Origin of the sequence: Streptosporangium sp. NPDC050284, from assembly GCF_044459525.1 — a bacterium.
GTDB lineage: Bacteria > Actinomycetota > Actinomycetes > Streptosporangiales > Streptosporangiaceae > Streptosporangium.
Map to the genome: position 1 here is coordinate 30,321 of NZ_JBITIZ010000003.1, position 16,210 is coordinate 46,530.

General features: G+C 71.9%; 12 protein-coding genes. 6 read left to right on the plus strand and 6 right to left on the minus strand.

Translation table 11 applies throughout. From position 1 onward, the window contains the following. Positions 1 to 20: 20 nt before the first annotated feature. On the minus strand, positions 21 to 938 hold the full coding sequence (locus ACIBH4_RS07785) for a lysylphosphatidylglycerol synthase transmembrane domain-containing protein (RefSeq protein ID WP_362502334.1): 918 nt from the start codon (positions 936 to 938) through the stop codon (positions 21 to 23). Between the two features lie 109 nt (positions 939 to 1,047). After that, positions 1,048 to 1,887 (minus strand): class I SAM-dependent methyltransferase, encoded by an 840-nt coding sequence (locus ACIBH4_RS07790; RefSeq protein WP_362502337.1) that lies wholly within the window; start codon positions 1,885 to 1,887, stop codon positions 1,048 to 1,050. A 123-nt stretch (positions 1,888 to 2,010) separates the two neighbouring features. On the opposite strand from ACIBH4_RS07790, the gene ACIBH4_RS07795 reads away from it, so the two are divergent. After that, positions 2,011 to 2,979 carry a lysylphosphatidylglycerol synthase domain-containing protein gene (locus ACIBH4_RS07795; protein ID WP_362502340.1) on the plus strand — a complete coding sequence of 323 codons (969 nt, stop codon included), beginning with the start codon at positions 2,011 to 2,013 and terminating at the stop codon, positions 2,977 to 2,979. Here ACIBH4_RS07795 and ACIBH4_RS07800 read toward each other — a convergent pair. The 3 genes from ACIBH4_RS07800 to ACIBH4_RS07810 all read right to left on the minus strand — a co-directional run bounded on the left by ACIBH4_RS07800 (position 2,919) and on the right by ACIBH4_RS07810 (position 7,312). Beyond that, positions 2,919 to 4,022: a glycosyltransferase family 4 protein gene (locus ACIBH4_RS07800; RefSeq protein ID WP_362502343.1), complete on the minus strand. Its 1,104-nt coding sequence runs from the start codon at positions 4,020 to 4,022 to the stop codon at positions 2,919 to 2,921. The two genes, ACIBH4_RS07795 and ACIBH4_RS07800, sit on opposite strands and share 61 nt — an antisense overlap. Beyond that, positions 4,023 to 4,916 (minus strand): glycosyltransferase family 2 protein, encoded by an 894-nt coding sequence (locus ACIBH4_RS07805; RefSeq protein WP_350946463.1) that lies wholly within the window; start codon positions 4,914 to 4,916, stop codon positions 4,023 to 4,025. Positions 4,917 to 5,095: 179 nt separating this feature from the next. Further along, positions 5,096 to 7,312, minus strand: a complete 2,217-nt coding sequence (locus ACIBH4_RS07810; protein WP_362763216.1) for a hypothetical protein — start codon at positions 7,310 to 7,312, stop codon at positions 5,096 to 5,098. Positions 7,313 to 7,668: 356 nt separating this feature from the next. On the opposite strand from ACIBH4_RS07810, the gene ACIBH4_RS07815 reads away from it, so the two are divergent. The 5 genes from ACIBH4_RS07815 to ACIBH4_RS07835 all read left to right on the plus strand — a co-directional run bounded on the left by ACIBH4_RS07815 (position 7,669) and on the right by ACIBH4_RS07835 (position 15,175). Next, positions 7,669 to 9,126: a hypothetical protein gene (locus tag ACIBH4_RS07815; RefSeq protein ID WP_362502350.1), complete on the plus strand. Its 1,458-nt coding sequence runs from the start codon at positions 7,669 to 7,671 to the stop codon at positions 9,124 to 9,126. Between the two features lie 156 nt (positions 9,127 to 9,282). Further along, on the plus strand, positions 9,283 to 10,899 hold the full coding sequence (locus tag ACIBH4_RS07820) for an LCP family protein (RefSeq protein ID WP_362502353.1): 1,617 nt from the start codon (positions 9,283 to 9,285) through the stop codon (positions 10,897 to 10,899). A 247-nt stretch (positions 10,900 to 11,146) separates the two neighbouring features. Next, positions 11,147 to 13,249 (plus strand): acyltransferase family protein, encoded by a 2,103-nt coding sequence (locus ACIBH4_RS07825; RefSeq protein WP_362763213.1) that lies wholly within the window; start codon positions 11,147 to 11,149, stop codon positions 13,247 to 13,249. A 100-nt stretch (positions 13,250 to 13,349) separates the two neighbouring features. Next, on the plus strand, positions 13,350 to 14,453 hold the full coding sequence (locus ACIBH4_RS07830; protein ID WP_362502359.1) for a glycosyltransferase: 1,104 nt from the start codon (positions 13,350 to 13,352) through the stop codon (positions 14,451 to 14,453). Then, positions 14,438 to 15,175 carry an acetoacetate decarboxylase family protein gene (locus tag ACIBH4_RS07835; protein WP_350946455.1) on the plus strand — a complete coding sequence of 246 codons (738 nt, stop codon included), beginning with the start codon at positions 14,438 to 14,440 and terminating at the stop codon, positions 15,173 to 15,175. The genes ACIBH4_RS07830 and ACIBH4_RS07835 overlap by 16 nt, the downstream gene beginning before the upstream one ends. Before the next feature lie 159 nt (positions 15,176 to 15,334). On the opposite strand, the gene ACIBH4_RS07840 is transcribed toward ACIBH4_RS07835, so the two are convergent. Next, positions 15,335 to 16,210: a sugar kinase gene (locus ACIBH4_RS07840; protein WP_362502363.1), complete on the minus strand. Its 876-nt coding sequence runs from the start codon at positions 16,208 to 16,210 to the stop codon at positions 15,335 to 15,337.

Sequence of the window (16,210 nt, forward strand, 5' to 3'; positions counted from 1 at the left end):
CTCTGAAACCGTGGGGGAAATCACACTGCTTTTCCCGAAGCGCGGTCCTTGCGGGAGCCCTCGGCGCGGCGCGCGGTCAGACCGGCGAGACCCGCGCAGAGAAGGTCTCCGAGAATGATCACGATCCGGGAGCAGAGCGCCACCGTGATCGCCGATCCCCGGTCCAGGACCGGCGCCAGAACGGCCACCATCGCCACCTCGCGCACCCCCGCCCCCGCCGGGACGACGAACGTCATGATCCCCAGACACCACGAGAGCGCGAACGCGCCGATCGAGAACAGGACCGCGGAAAGACCGAAGGACCCGAGGTCGTGGACGATCGCCGCCAGGTGCAGCCCGTACGCGATCCAGCCGAGCAGCGCCCAGCCCAGCGCGGTGAGCATGCCCCTGCGGGTGAGCGGGCGCTCCAGCGGCTCGCGCCCCAGCTTCCGCAGCCCGAACCCGAGAACCGCGTTCACCACCCTCGGCTCGAAGGCCACCGCGAGCACCGGGATGAGCAGGAACGCCCACGCGTACGGCGCCACGGCCCCCGGCATCGCCGCAAGCAGGGTCACCCCCGAGACCACGAGCCCGCTGCCGAGCTGCACCGGCAGCGTCAGGAAGAACGCCGCCGCGCTCCGCGACCGGGGCACACCCAGCTCTTTGCCCATCTCCATCTGGGCGATCACCGGCCACAGCGAGCCGGGGATGTACTTGCCCAGCTGGCCCACGAAGAAGACCTTCGCCCCCGCGCGCAGGGGCAGCGGCGAGCCCAGGTCGGCCAGCAGCGCCCGCCACGTCATCATCCCGCCGCACAGCGCGGCGAGCACCGCGACGAGCGACAGCGCGAGGGACGTCCACGACAGCCGGGCGAACCCCGCGCGGATCTCCTCCCACTGGTCCACCACCACCCACGCGCCGAACCCGAGCGCGACGAGCAGGAAGGCGACGCGGGCCACCCGCCTCAGGGTGGACCTGCCGGATCCGGCACCCGCGGTCACGAGAGCCCCGCCGGGGTCACAGCGGCGGCCCGCAGCGGGAAGGACCCGCGGCGGGCCCGCGAGGAGCTCACAGGGGGCGCACCGGCTCGGGCGGCCGGGGCAGGGAGGAACCGGCCGGGCGGCGGTCGCCCCTGGTCGCCACCCACAGGTAGGTGGGCACCACCGGCAGCAGCGCCCGCAGCACCGGGCGGGGCAGCCTCGACAGCACCCCGCCCGCGACCCGTCCCACCACGCCGGGGAAGAGCTCGTTCCCGGCGAACGAGGCCGGGGTGACGAGCACGGGGAAGGTGTAGTCCCACACCCGCAGGCCGCGCACCATCTTCCGCAGGCCCCGTCTGGTGCGGTAGCGCTCGTAGTAGCTGTCGGCCCGGCCGAAGAGCCGCACGTAGCGGTCGGCGAGCGCGGGCGGCAGGTAGGACAGGAACGGCAGCTTGTAGTGCGGCTCCATCACCCCGAGCCGGTTGCCCAGCCCCAGGTAGAGGACGCCGTCCTCGGAGAGCACCCGGCGCATCTCGGCCATGATCGCGTCAGGGTCGACCACGTGCTCGTAGATGTGGTTGAAGACCAGCACGTCGATCGAGCCGTCGGGGAAGGGCAGCGCGGTGCCGTCCGCGCACACGAACTCGACCCGCTCGCCGAACCTCTGGGACGCCCTGCGCAGGCCCGGCACGTCGATGTCGACGCCGAACGTGTGGCTCGCGCCCGCCGAGGCCAGCTCGTCGGCGATGAAGCCCGCCGAACAGCCGATGTCGGCGACCGTCAGACCGGCGAGGACGTCGGTGTCCCTGCCGAGGAAGTGCCCGAGCACAGCGACGATCTTCGCGGCCTTCCTGCGGCGCTTCTCCTCGTCCAGCATCGCCGCCTGGAACTCGGAGTACTCAAGCTGGGCGACCCGCTCGGCGCTCATCACTCGCTCACCGCTCCTCTTCTTCCCCTCCACGCGACTCCGCGACTTCGCACGACGCCGCCCAAGAGTACCGGTGACCCGCGACCCTACCGTCGGGTAAGGAGGCCGTCGTACCCTTGGCGGATGCTCAGCCGACTGCGGTCAAGCCGCCTCCTCCGGGTGCTGCTCGCGCTGGTCGCGGTGGGCTTCCTCGGGTACGGCCTGGTCAGGAACCGCGAGGAGACGACGGCCGCGATCTCCCAGCTGTCGTGGTGGTCCCTCGGCGGCTCCTACCTCTCGGTGATGGCCGGGATCGGCGTCATGGTGCTGGCCTGGCGGACGGTGCTGGCCGGGATGGGCTCGCCGCTCCCCCTCGGAAGCACCGCGAGGGTGTTCTTCGTCGGCCAGCTCGGCAAGTACGTGCCGGGCAGCGTCTGGGCGTACGCCGCGATGATGGAGCTCGGCCGCGACCACGACGTCCCGCCCCGGCGCATGTTCGGTTCCGTCTCCCTCGCCCTGCTGATCTCCCTGGGCTGCGCCCTCCTCGTCGCGGCGGTCACCCTGCGCGAGACCATGACACAGGCGTGGTACCTGCTGGCGCTGGTCCCCGTGATCGCCGTCTGCCTGCACCCGGCCGTGCTCACGTTCGGGCTCAACCTGGCCCTGCGGATCGCCCGCCAGGAGCCCCTCGGCCAGGGCCGGCTGCTCAGCGGCGGGGCCGTGCTCCTCGCGGTCGCCCTCACGGTCACCGGCTGGGTGGTGTACGGCGCCCACCTGCTGCTCCCCATGGCCGACCTGGGCGCCTGGGGCGACTCCCTCTATCCGGTGGCGGTCGGCGCCTACGCGCTGGCCTGGGCGACGGGCATCGTCACGGTGATCGTCCCCGCCGGGATCGGCGTCCGCGAAGGGGCGCTGGTGCTCGCCCTGGCACCGGTGCTCGACTCCCCCAGGGCGCTGGTGGCCGCGGTGGTGTCGAGGGTGATGTTCACCCTCGCCGACCTGAGCTGGGCCGGGATCGGCTTCCTGTGGGGACGCCTCTCCCGTCCCGAGGGTCAGCGCGAGGAACCCGGGTCCGCGTCCGGAGCGGCGTCCGAGACCAGCGCCTCGACGTAGGAGGTCCAGTAAGGCTCGGGGTCGACGGCCTTGACCCCCGCGCGGAGCCGCTCGGGCTCGCCGGGCCGGTAGAACGCGGTCAGCGCGGCACGCAGCCCCTCCACCGAGCCCGGTTCGACCAGCAGCCCGTCCACCCCGTCGGTGACGTGGTCGCCGAGCGTGCCCACCCTGCTGGCGATGACCGGCACCCCGTGCTCGTGGCCGAGCCACACCTGCTGGCTCGCCGTCCCGCTCCGGTAGGGCAGGACGAGCGCGTCCACGTCCGCGAACAGCCCCGGCAGGTCGGCCGAGGCCACGTATCCCGGCCGCAGCTCCACCCGCCCGTCCAGCCCCAGCTCGGCGGCGAGCGTCCTGGTCGTCTCCTCGAGGCCGCCCCAGAACTCCCCGGCGACCCGCAGTGACACCCCGTCGGGCAGCGCGCGGACCAGCAGGTCAAGCCCCTTGTACGGCCTGACGAGCCCGAAGAACAGCAGCCTGTCGTGCACACCCTCCGCCGGGCCGCACCGGTCGGTCCCCGACGGGAGGTGCGGCGCCATCTCGGCCACCCGCACGGGCGTGGCCGCCAGGTCGCGGGCCTTGCCCGCCTGCCCCTCCGAGTGGACGAGCACCGTGTCCACCCGGCGCAGCAGCGCCTTCATCAGCGGTGTGTCGTACGGCTTGCGCTCGTGCGGCAGGACGTTGTGGCAGAGCGCCACGACCCGGGTCCTGCGGCCCAGGCCGTACAGGATGCCCAGGTAGGGCGGGACCTGCACCGGGCTGAGGACGACGAGGACGACAAGGTCTGCGCTCCTGAGCCGCCGCCCGGCGCGGACCCAGCCGTCCGGGCGGCGCCAGTCGAGGTCGCGCAGGACGTGCGGGAACGGCTCGCCGTCGGGCGTGTCGACGGTCTGCCGCCCCGGATACAGGAAGGAGGGGTACTGCGCCCGCCACGACTCGATCACCACGTCGTGCCCCGCGGCCCGCAGCCGGTGTGCCAGCTCGGTGGTGTGCGCGGCCCCGCCGCCCTTGTAGGGGTACGTCGGCCCGATGACGGCGATCCGCATCTACTCGCTCCTGGAGCGCACGATGAGGTCGGCCAGCAGCGCCAGCGAGCCGATGAGCAGGCCGGACAGGAAGATCACGATGGTGTTGCTGGTCAGGTAGAACCCGTAGCGGACGATGTCGACGACGCCCTTGACCAGGCCGATGCCGACCAGCCAGAGCGCGGGCGGCATGAGGACCTTGAGCGGGTTGAAGTACATCACCATCCGCAGCACCTGCAGGATGTAGCGGTAGGCGTCGGAGACGAAGCTGAACTTGGACTTGCCGGCCCGCTTGCTGTAGCCGATCGGCAGGTAGTAGACGTCGTGCTGGTTCGACAGGAACGACAGCGTGATCGTCGTGACGCAGGAGAAGCCGGGGGGCAGCAGCCGCAGATAGGGCTTGGCGACCGACTTGCGGAACGCCCGCAGCCCGCTGTTGAGGTCGGGGATCTTCTGCCCGGCCAGCCGCTCGGCCACCTTGCGGATGAACCACTTGGCCGGGACCCGCAGAAACTTGTGCGAGCCCTCCTCGCTGGTCCGCGCGCCCACGACCTGGTCGATCGTCGGGTCCTTCTCCAGGATCTGGACGAGCTCGGGGATCCGCTCGTTCGGGTACGTCATGTCGGCGTCGGTCCACACGACGATCTCGCCACGCGCCTCCTGCGTGCCGATCCTGCGCACCGTGCCGGAGCCGCCGTTGCGGTGGAAGGCCCTGATCCGCATGTTCGGGAACCTGGGCGCGGCCTCCTTCAGCCTCGCCAGGGTCTCGTCGGTGGAGAAGTCGTCGACGGCGACGAGCTCGTAGGTGTATCCGCTGTGGTCCATCGCCTCGCAGATGCGCTCGACCTCGGCGATGACGTGGTCCTGCTCGTTGTAACACGGCAGGACGATGGTCACGTACGGCGTTGCGTCCACGGCTGATCCACTCTCGGGCTCTCGGGCTCTCGGGCATGCTCTCGACGGGCGAGGATACTCTGCCCGGACAGACCCCGAGCGCACATCGCCTTCCTACGACGGCTTCCCTGCGCACCCTTGAGCCGCCCCACCGGACCGGTTCGGCTCCCCTCCGCGCCCTCACCGACCTGGCTTTCCCCTCACGTGTCGGTGTTCGCACGCGGGACGGTCATCCAGACGTCGGCGGCGAGGGACCAGGTGCCGTTGGGCGGGGTGATGAGGGAACGGTCGTCCTGGCGGGTGCGGAGGTTCATGATGTGGACGGGAGCGCCGTACCGGGAGAGCTGGCGGGACTCGGCGGCGAGCAGGACGGGGGTGCGGCCGACGGAGCGGACGCGGGCGGCCAGGCGGGCGACGTCGGCGGCCTTGGGAAGGTCGGAGCGATAGATGGTGAGCCTGGCGGCGGGAAGGCCGCAGACACCCCGGACGACCTGGGTGAAGCGGGCGGCGGTGACACGCTCGACGACGAGCACCGAGGCGCGGGGCGGGAGGGCGGCGCACATGGCCTCGACCGCGGCGAGCTCGCCGCGGTCGACCGGGCTGAACGCCGTCCCCCCCGAGGTGATCACCGGCGGGACGAGGAAGAGGACCGCGCCGACCGCGACGAGGCCCCTGCGCACGCCCTGGCGGTACCCCGACCTCCGCGCCCTGTCGCGCGCCCAGCTCAGGCCCCAGACGGCGAGCAGGATCAGACCGGGGATGACGACGGGGACGAGCCGCCGGGCGGCCCACGGGTGGTCGGGGGTGATACCCGGCCGGTAGAGCGTGGTGACCGTGGTCCAGCCGATGACGGCGAGCGGCAGCAGCCAGCCGGGCGCGGTCCCCGTGACGAGCCTGCGCGCGAGCACGGCCGCGGCGAGGGTGGCCATGATCGCCACGGGGAGCCCGACGTACCAGATCACCCAGTGCGCCGAGTTCTCGTAGTAGAGCCGGGAGCCGTCGAGCGGCAGGCGCTCGACCTGCTGGACCCCCTCGATGAACTGCGCGGTCATCCGGTCTCCCGAGGTGACGGGTGGCCGGATCACGGTCTCCAGCCACGGCCGGGCGGCGAAGGCCGCCGCGACCAGCACCACCAGTCCGGCGGCGATCTCGGGCAGTCTCCCGACCCCGGCCATCCGCCGCAACGGTGCCGCGAGCCACGGGGCGAGCACCGCCGCCACCACGGTGAGGACCACGACCGCGCCGCAGACGGCGAGCAACGGGATCAGCGAGTCCGACAGGTATTTCAGGTACGGCCTGGACAGCAGGTAGGCGGCGGCCAGACCCAGCCCGGTCCCCGCCGCGAGCCCGCCGAGCAGCGGCACGCCCAGCCGTCCCCCGTCGTGGTTCCCCGCCCGGCTCAGGGCGATGAGCAGCCCGGCGTAGACGAGCACCGGGAGCACGTCGCGCAGCCCGTCGATCCTGATCAGGACCGCCAGCCCGAACACCAGCCCCGCCAGGGCGGCGGCCGTCCGGGCACCGCCCGTTCGCGCCGGGTGCCCACCGAGGCCGAGACCAGGACCGGGGCCGGGGCCGGGGTTGAGGCCGGGGCCGGGGTTGAGGTCAAGGGCGGGGCCGGGGTCGGAGAGCCGGTGCGGTGAGTCGCCGACGCCGACGGTGTGGGAGCGGAGCCTCGCCTCGGCGTCGTACAGCAGCGCGAGACCGCCGAAGAGCAGGACGAGGGACGGGATCTCGCTGAAGGTCGTCCGCGAGGTGTAGAGGATCGGCAGGCAGACGGCGAAGACCAGCGCCGCGAGAGGCGCCCAGCGAGCCCCGGCGAGCCGGGCGACGACCCCCGCGAGGACGAGCACGGCCGCCGCGCCCAGCACCGGCGGCACCAGCAGCAACCCCGCGATGTCCCCCAGCCAGGCGCCCACCACGTGCAGCATCGGCGCGCCCGGCATGAACTGCGGCACGACCGCGCCGTCGGAGACGTAGAAGCCCACGCTGTCGAAGTGGAGCGCCGGGTCGGTGCCGCCGAAGGCCCAATCCTGGAAGGGGACCGGCAGCGAGCCGTTCCTGGCCAGCCAGATGCCGTACTGCGCGTAGGTGGCGGGGTCGCGACGGACGATCAGCTGCTCGCCGTGGAGCAGGCCGTTGAAGATCCCGGAGGCGAGGGCGACGGCGACCACCCCGGTCACCTGCCAGGCGGTCGCCTCGACGATCTCCGGCAGGCGGCGCAGGCCGTACCGGCACAGCAGCGCGATGGCCACCAGCCCCAGCGGGACCGCGGCGAGCGGCCGGAACCAGCCGAGCAGCAGCAGCGGCAGTCCTGCCAGCAGCCAGCCCGCCAGGACGAGCACGGGCACGACGGAGACCACGGCGAGCACCCTGCCCGCCGAGGGCCTGCGCGTACGGTCCAGCCAGCCGATGGTCATGATTCGAATCGAGCGTAGTGCCACTTCCCGCCCGCACCGGGCACGCCGGGCCTGGGCCGGACACGGTGCTGGAAACGGGGCCGGACACGCCGGGCCCGGCCGGACACGGGTCCGGGCGGGTGCGGGGTTCCTGACGGGGCAGGGGTCCTGACGGGGTAGAAGTCCTGACGGGCAGGAGTCCTGACGGGGCCGGGAAGATCCCGGCGGGGCCGGACTGGGGCCGGACAGGCACGAGGTCCAGACGGGGCCCGGCAGGGGCCCGGACGGGCCTGGGAGAGCGAACACGAGGGCCGGTGCGAGCACGGAGCCGGGGTGAGAGCCGGTAGCGTACGCGCAGCGTGCGAGGAGGGGGACGAGTGATCGGGTGGGTGCGGCGTGGTCGCGGGGTCTCGGGCGATCGCGAGTTTCCGGAGCGCCGCGGGCTCCCCGGTCACCGCCGGCCGACCGACCACCGCTGGTTCCTGGCCGTGCTCGGTGCGGGGATCGCGCTGCGGGTGATCACCATGCTCGGCTACCGGCCCGCGCTCTGGTTCCCCGACTCCTACACGTACGTCGTCACCGCGCTGAAACCCCGGCCCGACCTGGTCCGTCCCGCCGGATACCCGATGTTCATGCGACTGCTCGAACCGTTCCACGAGTTCGCCGTCGTCGTGGCGGCCCAGCACCTGCTGGGGCTGCTCATCGGCGTGCTGGTCTATCTCACCGCGCGGCGGCTGCGGGCGCCGGGCTGGGCCGCGACGCTCGCGTCGGTGCCCTCCCTCCTGGACGCCTACCAGATCCAGCTGGAGCACCTGCTGGTCTCCGACACCCTGTTCGCGGTCCTGGTCGTGTCGGCGGCCTGCCTGGCCGTGCGCGACTCCGTCGGGTGGCGTACGGCGGGCGGGATCGGACTGCTGCTCGCGGCGGCGACGCTGACGAGGACCGTCGGGCTGCCGCTGGTGGCGCTCTTCGCGGCCTGGCTGATCTTCAGGGAGCGGGGGCGGGTGCTCGCGGCGGGAGTCATGATCGCCGCCGCGACGCTGCCGATCGTGGGGTACGGGGCCTGGTTCTACGCGACGTACCAGCGGATCGGCATCGTGGGCGCGAACGGCGTCTTCCTGTACGGCAAGACGATGACCTTCGCCGACTGCGACGTGATGCGCCCGCCGCCCGACCTGGCGGTGCTCTGCGATCCCCGCCCGCCGCACCTGCGGCCTCCCGCGCAGGAGTACGTCTGGGCGCAGGACTCCCCGCTGGTCAAACTGCCCGGCATCACCTTCACCCGGACGAACGACACGCTGGCCGGGCGGTTCGCGTCACTGGCGATCATGAGCCAGCCGCTGGACTATCTCGGCTCGGTCACCTCGGAACTGGCCCGCTCGTTCACCGTGGGCCGCCCGGTCTACCCGGATCAGGAGATCTACGACTACTACCGGTTCCCCGCGACACCGCCCGCGCCGCCGGGGCGCTATCCGGCGACGGTGGGCGCCGAGGCCGCGAAGCGCTACGAGCGGGGGCAGATCTCCACCCGGATCGTCGAACCGTACGCGGGCTGGATCCGTACCTATCAGGGAATCGCAGGACTGCCTGGCGCGGCTGTCCTGGTGGTTCTCCTGCTGCCGCCCGCGGCGGCGTGTGTCCGGCGCTTCCGCCCGGAGTCCACGGCGTGGGCGCTGCCCTGGTCGGTGGCGGTGGTGCTGCTGGTGCTGCCGCCGGCGGTGGCGGAGTTCGACTACCGGTACGTCCTGCCGGCCGTACCCGCCGCCTGCCTGGCAGCGGCACTTGCCGTACGTAAACCTAATTTCAGTAACATTCCTACCAATGTCCGCATTTGAGTATGCTGGCCGCCGGATCCAAACATGGCGGTTGTCAGGGGGCGGTCTTGGCCAAGTTCGCATCATCATGTCTCCTGGCGCGCATCTCGTGATCTACCCTTTGGGCTCGATGACCGAGCATGAGCACCGGACGACGCCGCCGAGCGGAAGGATCGCATGAGCGACCACCGGCAGGCGGCCGTCAGAGACCGCCGGAGCGAACCGACCTCTCCCGGCCACCGCGTATCGCGGCGCTCAAGAGGGGACGCCCCCCTCCAGAGCCCGCCGGGAGACCTCCCGCCGACTCCGCAGGAGAAAGCGCCGAAGGGCCGGGGCCGCAAGCAGCGGCGGCTCAGCATCGGCGCCTGGGCCGGCATCGCGGCGACCGGAGTGCTGGTGCTCAGCACCCTCGGCGGCTACAAGGTCTACCGGGACACCCTCGGCGAGTTCCAGACCGTCGACCTCAGCGGCAAACTCGGCCAGAACCGGCCGGCGGCCGTGAAGGGCGCCCTCAACGTGCTGATCGTGGGCTCCGACACCCGCGAGGGCGACAACCTGAAGTACGGCCAGAAGATGGCCGACGCGGGCAAGCGCACCGACACGATCATCCTCATGCACGTCTCCCCCGACCGCGACAAGGCGACCTTCATCAGCTTCCCCCGCGACTCGGTCGTCGAGATGCCCCCCTGCAAGTCGGAGACCGGCGCGCCGGTCGCGGCCCGCACCGAAATGATCAATGCCGCCTACAACGAGGGCGGCATCACCTGCACGATCACCACGATCGAGGCGCTCACCGACATCCGCATCGACCACTTCGTCGAGGTCGACTTCACCGGCTTCAAGAACATCGTGAACGCTCTCGGCGGCGTCAGGATCTGCCTGACCAAGCCGGTCGACGACAAGAAGTCCAAGCTCACCCTCCCCGCGGGCTGGCACCTCCTCGCGGGCGAGAAGGCGCTGGGCTACGTCCGGCTGCGCAACTACGGCGACGGCAGCGACATCGGCCGCATCAAGCGCCAGCAGGTCTTCCTCAGCCAGGTGGTGAAGAAGGCGACCAGCAGCGAGCTGCTGACCGACCCCGCCAAGATGCTGAACTTCATCACCACCGCCGCCAAATCCGTCCGGATGGACGAGGAACTGGCCAGGGACACCAACACCCTGCTCCAGATCGGGCAGAGCGCTCAGAAGCTGACCGCGAGCGGCGTCAAGCTGATCACCGTCCCGTGGGGCCCCCACCCCGACGACCCGAACCGAGTCGCCTGGGTGCAGCCGTACGCGAACCAGCTGTTCGCCGCGATCAAGAACGACACCGAGGTCACCCCGCCCCCCGACCCCAAGGCCAAGCCGGCCGTCAAGCGCGAGCAGGTCAGACTCCAGGTCTTCAACGGCACGGACACACCGAACAGGGCGAGGGAGGTCGCCGCCGAGCTGGCCGACCAGGGGTTCGTGGTCACCCACGTCGGTAACGCCCGCCCGGCGACCGCCAACGTGCCCACCACCACGGTGCGCTACGCCAAGAAGGACGCCGCCGACGGCCTCTCGTACGGCGACGCGGTGGCCGCCAGACTCTCCGGCGACAAGCGGACCCCGGTCGCGGGCAAGGTCAAGCCGGTCACCACCGAGAAGTACGTCCCGGCCGTGGCGCCCCCGCCCACCCCGGAGGGCAAGGCTCCGACCGGGCCGATCATCCAGCTCGTCATCGGCGCCGACTGGCCGGGCGTCCGCGCCCTCCCGAAGATCCCCGACGCCCTCACGGACAAGGTCGTCGACAGCAAGACCAACCCCTGCAGCTGAGACACCTCCCCTCACCCCGGCCACCCCGAGGGGGCACGGCCGGGCCCGTGACCCCGTGGACAGTCACGATTACCCGAGAACCGTCCGAATCAAAGTGCATGCGTGCGACAGAGGGCGCACAGTCGGTTTAGGGTTGGTCAAGGCGGCGAGGCGAACACCTGCCCGCGTCCCCGACCCTCCCCTGGGCGCCCCGCCGATCTGCCCGACACTTCCCCCGGTCTCCGACAGATAGCTGAGCCTCCCCCTCGTGAGCGACATCCGACCCTTCCAGGTGCCTGCCCCCCAGGACGACGGCGGTTCCGACCCCGGCTCCGGTGGGTCCAGCGGCGGGCAGGGCCGGAGGTCCGCTCCGTGGCCCATGCCCGGTCACGCGCAGGCGTCCGGTGGATCCCAGCCCTCGTGGCCGGAGCCACCGGGACCGGTCACCTCCGGCGGGGCGTCCCGGCGCGACGCCGGGGACGGTCGCGAGGAGAGCCCCGGCGAGGTCACCGAGTGGGGGGGCTACCCGGCGTATCGCGAGCCCCACCCCGGCGGGACCCGTCCCAGCGGCCCTCCCGTCGGCGAATCCCACCCGGGCGGACCCCCCTTCGGCGGGACCTACCCCGGCGAGCCCCGTCCCGGCGAGTCCTACTTCGGCGAGCGTCCCGGCGGCCCTTCGTTCGGCGGGGCCCACGGCTCCCACGACCCGCTCGACCTGTCGAAGCCCCTCGCGCCCGAGCCGGTCCTCCAGGACCCCTCGTGGGACCGCGAGGAGCCCGCCTGGGCGCAGGACGGCCCGTCGTGGACGCGGGAGTCGCCGTGGGCACAGGAGACACCGTCGTGGGCGGAGGGTCCCACCCCTCCGCAGGGCGCCCCCCGTACGCCGTCCCCCCGGCCCGACTGGGCCCCGCCACCCACGACGCCGCGCGTCCCCGCACCGGCCTCCCCACCGCCAGGAGCCGCGCCCCCTCAGGCTCCCGGCTGGGCGCCCGCTCCGGGGCAGCCCCGGTTCCCCGAGGAATCCGAGCTTCCCGGACGCCCCAGGCTCCCCGGAGAGCCCCAGGCTCCCGTGCGGTTTCCGAACGCGGAGGCCCCGAGCCCCCGGCAGGAGCCGCGACCGTCCGGTGAGCGCCCCTTCTCGTACTGGGAGAACACCGCCAGGGACGGCGGTCCCTCGTACTGGGAGAACACCACGAGGGATGGCGGCCCCTCGTTCTGGAACCAGGGACCGCAGGCCGAGCAGGAGCTGCGGGCGGAGCGCGAGCGCGAGACGGTCGCCGAGGAGGAGCCCCCGGCCCCTCCGGTCAAGAAGAAGCGCGAGCCGTACCTCGACAACGTGAAGTTCGTCCTGATCGCCCTGGTGGTGATGGGCCACTCGCTCGTCCCCACCCTGAAGGCGCACTCGTCGGAGGCCGCGTACCTGTTCATCTACACGTTCCACATGCCGGCGTTCGTGCTGATCAGCGGTTATCTGGGGCGCAACTTCTGGAACTCCAACGCGAAGATCAACAAGCTGGTCGACACCCTGTTGATCCCGTACATCGTCGTGGAGATCGGTTACGCGCTGCTCCGCTACGGGCTTGGCCAGAAGTGGACGCTGACGATCATTGATCCGGCCTGGCTCAACTGGTATCTGGTGGCCCTTGTCCTCTGGCGGATCTCCACGCCCATCTGGACGCGGATGCGACAGCCCCTGCTGGTCGCGGTGGTCATCTACCTGGTCGCGGGCTTCTCGGAGATCTCCGGTGACTTCAGCATCGACCGCTTCTTCGGCCTGCTGCCGTTCTACGTGCTCGGCCTGCTGCTCAAGCCGGAGCACTTCGACCTGCTCAAGCCCCTCTGGGTCAAGATCACCTCAGCGGTCGTCCTCCTCGGCGCCGCCGGGGTGGCGATCCTCATCGCGCCCCACGTCCCGCGCGACCCGATCTACTTCCGCTACAGCTTCAAGGCGATGGACATGTCCTGGTGGCTGGGCCTCGGCGTGCGAGGCGCCCTGCTGATCGCGGCACTCGCCATGACGGTGGCGCTGCTCGCGCTGGTGCCCCGGGGCGAGACCTGGTTCTCCGACCTCGGCACCCGCACCCTGTACGCCTATCTGCTCCACGGCGTCGTGGTGGTCATCGCCAAGGACCAGGGCTGGCTGAGCTTCCCCTGGCTGTACGGCCCGCTGGGCGTGGCGGCGATCGCGTCGAGCTCGCTCGCCCTCGCCATCGTGCTGTGCCTGCCCGAGACCCGCAAGCTCTTCAAGTGGATGCTCGAACCCAGACTCGTATGGCTCTACCGCCGACCGTCCCCTCCCCCCGCCGCTACCACCGCACCGGCCGAGGACGCACCCGCCGCCAAGGAGAGTTCAGCCTCAGTTCCCCGGTAATTAACGCAACACATCCGGTGATGACGGAACGAACACTCAACATCGGGACATGCGGGTATGCGTCGCGACGATCGCTCATCACCCAGAGGACGCCCGGATCATGCATCGGCAGATCCGGGCGCTCCTCGACGCCGGGCATGAGATCACCTATGTCGCCCCCTTCACCGACTGCAACGTCACCCCGGATCCCGGTATCCGCGCGATCGACGTGCCCCGGGCGACCGCCAACCGTCGCAGACGCGCGCTGAAGGCCGCGCGGGGGGCTCTCAAGCGCGGGGTGGAGGGCGCGGACCTGCTGGTCGTGCACGACAGGGAACTGCTGTTCCGCCTGCCCAGGCGCCGTCCCGTCACCGTCCTGGACGTGCGCGAGGACATCGGGGACGGCTGGGGCGGCTGGGGCGCGACCGCCGCGCTCGGCGTCGGCCTCACCCTCCCCGGCCACCTGAGCCGCGCCCTGCCCGCGCTCGCGCGCCGGATCGGGGCTCCCGCGAAGCACCGCCTGCACCTGATCCTGGCCGAGGACTCCTACCGGGAACGGTTCTCCGGCCCCCACCAGGTCGTTCCCGACACCGCTTACGTCTCCCCGCGCCCGCCCGCGCCGCCCGGCAGGAACCGGGTGGTCCACGTGGGCCACCTCTCCAAGGCCGGAGGCGTGGGCGAGCTGATCGAATCGGCGAGGCGGCTGCTCCCGCACGGGATCAGGCTCGACCTGATCGGCTCCGCCGACGTCCGCGTCAGGCCGCTGCTGCGGGACGCGCAGCGGGAGGGCCTGCTCGACTGGTACGGCTACGTGCCCAACCGGCACGCGCTGCGGATGGCCGAGGGGGCGATCGCCGGTCTGTCGCTCCCGCACGACGCACCCGGCACCCGGCCCGTACCCGCCAAGATCATCGACTACATGTCCAGGGGAGTTCCCGTGGTCAGCACCCCCCTGCCCGCCGCCGCGTCCATGGTCGAGAGGGTCGGGTGCGGCGTCGTCGTACCCTTCGGGGACGCCGAGGCGACGGTACGCGCGGTGCTGGCGCTGCGGGACGACCCGGAAGGGGCGGCCGAGATGGGGGCGCGCGGCCACGCCGAGGCCCTCGCCCGCCACAACTGGCCGGATCACGCGGGCGCCTTCGTCGGGCGGCTTGAGGAATGGGCCGGCAAACCAGTGACGTCCGGCCAGGAGATTGGTGTACTGGAGGCATGGCACGCCATCTGATCCAGGGGCGCGAGGTCACCATGCCGGTCCGCGTCCGCGACGTCATGGTCTGCAGCGCGTCCTACCTGGTCCGGGCGGACGCCGCGCGGGCCGTGATCGCCTACTCGCACCTGGACGTCGCCGAGGTGTTACCCCGCAAGGCCCTGTGCACGCTGGTGTTCGCCGACTACCGCGACGGTGATCTGGGCCGCTACCACGAGTTCGGCGTCGCCTTCCTGGCGAGGCCGCCCGGCGCGGGCCACGTTCCCGGCGGAGGGCTGCGCGCGAACCTGTCCGAGCTGCGCCGCACCGGCGCCGGGGCGTTCGTCCACTGGCTCCCGGTCGACCAGGACTTCACCCTGGAGGCGGGCCGCGCCATCTGGGGCTTTCCCAAGGAGCTGGCCGACATCGACCTGCGGATCTCCTCCCCCTACAAACGGTGCGTCCTGCGCAAGGACGGCCGCCTGGTGCTGGACCTGCTGATCAAGCCCGGCGTCCCGGTGCCGGGCACCGGGATGATGACCGCCCTCGACGCCTACAGCCATCTGGACGGCGTCACCCGCCGCATCCCGTGGTCGCTCTCTCCCCGCGGGGTCCGCACGCGTCCCGGGGGCGCTCTCATCCGCCTGGGCAACCACCCGATCGCCAAGGAGCTGAGCGAGCTCGGTCTGCCCAAACGCGCCCTGATGACGAGCACGATCTCCCACCTGGCCATGACCCTCGGCGAGGCCAAGGAGCCCTGAGACTTCCCGCGAGAGGTCCGGCCGGACGGCCCCGACCGTCCCGGCCGCCGAGTTCCCTGCGGAGCGCTCGGGGAGCCCCCGCACGGTGAGAAATCAGGCACCGGACCTCGAAAAGGCCCTGGCCGCCCGCGCACGGCGAGAGCCGCGCGGATCGGCGGGTCAGGTGTCGAGTTCCAGGAGGGGGAGTTCGGCCCTCGTCGGCAGGCCCTGCCAGTCACTCGGCCCCGACGAGGCGAAGGCCGCGAGCAGGCCGCCCCTGCGCAGCCGGTCGGCCGGGTGGAGACCTTCGAGCAGCGCGCTGAGATAGCCCGCGACGAAGGCGTCCCCCGCGCCGTTGGGGTCGACCACGGGCGCGGAGAGGCTCGCGGCGTCGTGGCGCACTCCGTCGACCCGCACGCTCGCCCCTCGGGCACCGCGCGTCACGATGACCTCGCGATCCCCGGTGAGAGCGGGCTTGACCAGGTCGAGCTCGCTCTGCCGGACGAACAGCACGTCGGCGGAGCAGGCCAGCACGCTGAGGATCTCCTCCGCCTCGCGCAGGTCGGGCCAGAGCTGGTCGTGGTAGTCGATCGCCACCGAGACCGCGACCCCGGCGGTCCGCGCGGCGCGTACGGCCGCGTGCATGGCGTCGCGCGCGCTCAGCGCGGCGGTGATCCCGCTCACGTGCAGGATGCGGGAGGCCGCGATCCGATCCACGGGAACGTTCCCCTGGGCCAGCCTGACGCCGGTGCGGTAGTAGGTGACCCTCGCCGCCTGGCCGAGCCTCGACTCCTTCAGGAGGATCCCGGTCGGTGACCCCTCGTCCACCCGGGCGTCGAAGACGTCCACGCCCTCGCCGCGCAGCACGGTGAGGATCCTCGCTCCCAGCTCGTCGCCGCCGACCTTGCCCAGCCAGCCCACCCGGTGGCCGAGCCTGGACAGCCCGACCGCGACGGTGAACTCGGCCCCGGCGACGTCCAGCCTGGCCTCGTGCTCGTGGCGGATCCGGCCGCTGGTGACGACGCCGAACGCCTCGCCGAGGGTGTATACGTCCAC